This window comes from Citrobacter sp. wls718 (assembly GCF_005280945.1).
Taxonomy (GTDB): Bacteria; Pseudomonadota; Gammaproteobacteria; order Enterobacterales; family Enterobacteriaceae; genus Citrobacter; species Citrobacter gillenii.
In genome coordinates this window covers 16,232-17,864 of sequence record NZ_SZWV01000057.1, presented here as the reverse complement: position 1 = coordinate 17,864, position 1,633 = coordinate 16,232, and the positions used below count along the sequence as shown (strand labels likewise).

Here is a 1,633-nt window from a genome sequence, read left to right as displayed (position 1 = left end):
GGCGGCGGCAACCGCCACGGCGAACCGCATTCCGCTGCTGCTGTTGCCGGGGGATGTTTATGCCAGCCGCCAGCCGGACCCGGTATTGCAGCAGATTGAGCAGTATCATGATCTTAGCATCAGCACCAACGACTGCTTCCGTCCGGTCTCTCGTTACTGGGATCGTATTAACCGTCCAGAGCAGTTAATGAGCGCAATGTTAAGTGCGATGCGAACACTTACTGACCCCGCAGATACTGGCGCGGTGACGATTTGCCTGCCGCAGGATGTGCAAGGTGAGGTCTGGGAGTATCCGCTTAGCTTCTTCGTGCGCCGTGTTCACTACATTGAACGCCGACCGCCTGACCCTCAGCGTCTGGAGAGGGCCCGGGCGCTGATTGCGCGTAAACAGCGCCCGCTGGTGGTGTGCGGTGGTGGCGTGCGTTACGCCGGCGCACATGAGGCGTTTCGTACGTTTGTCGAGACGCTGCATCTGCCGTTTGCTGAAACCCAGGCCGGAAAGGGCGCGCTGGTAAGTGACCACCCACTTAACCTGGGCGGTATCGGCGTGACGGGAGGTATGGCGGCGAATCAACTGGCAACCCAGGCAGATCTGGTTATTGGCATTGGCACACGTCTCACCGACTTTACCACCGGTTCGAAAGCCTTGTTCTCGCACCCGGACGTGGAATTTCTGCTGCTGAACGTGGCGGAATTTGACGCTTTAAAGCTGGATGCTACCGCGCTGATTGCCGATGCCCAAACCGGGTTGACCGCGTTAACGCAGGCCATGACGGCGTATCGTAGCCGTTGGGGAGATGAGATTGCTGTCGCGCAATCGGCCTGGCGCGAAGAGTGCCAGCGTTTATGGACGCGCGACTGGCGTCCTGATGATGCGCCCGAAGTGGCAGGGCATCTTGATGCGCAACTGGCGGAATATGGCGACACGCTCAACACCCGCCTGACCCAGACGCGGGTACTGGGGCTTATCAACCAGCATATTGAAGATAACGCCATTGTGGTGGGCGCGGCCGGTTCGTTACCGGGGGATTTACAGCGACTCTGGCAAGTTAAAACGCCGGACAGCTATCACCTGGAATACGGCTATTCCTGTATGGGGTACGAGATTGCCGCCGCCGTCGGGGCCAGGCTGGCAAAACCACAGCAGCCGGTGTACGCCATGGTGGGCGATGGTTCGTACATGATGCTGCACTCTGAGCTGCAAACCGCCGTGCAGGAGGGCATAAAAGTCACCATTCTGCTGTTTGATAATGCCAGCTTTGGCTGCATTAACAATCTGCAGATGGGCCATGGGATGGGCAGTTTTGCTACCGAAAATCGCCATCGCAACCCGCAAACCGGGCGGCTGGACGGGCCGCTGGTGAAGGTCGATTTTGCCCAAAATGCCGAAAGCTACGGCTGTCGGGCGTGGAAGGTTCATGATGAGCAAAGCCTGCTGGCGGCGCTGGCGGCGGCACGTGCGCATCCCGGCCCGACGCTGCTGGACATCAAAGTACTGCCGAAAACTATGACCCATGATTACGCCTCATGGTGGCGAACCGGCGATGCGCAGATGGCTGAATCACCTGCGGTACGCCAGGCCGCAGAACAGACGCTAACGCAGCTGAAAAACGCCCGTCAGTACTGAGGTAGA

The 1,633-nt window shown here is 59.0% G+C and carries 1 protein-coding gene; it reads left to right on the top strand.

The window, feature by feature from the left end:
• A partial coding sequence (gene iolD / locus FDW95_RS11445; protein ID WP_249359056.1) for a 3D-(3,5/4)-trihydroxycyclohexane-1,2-dione acylhydrolase (decyclizing) occupies nt 1-1,627 on the top strand: 1,627 nt, incomplete at its 5' end.
• Nucleotides 1,628-1,633 lie beyond the last annotated feature (6 nt).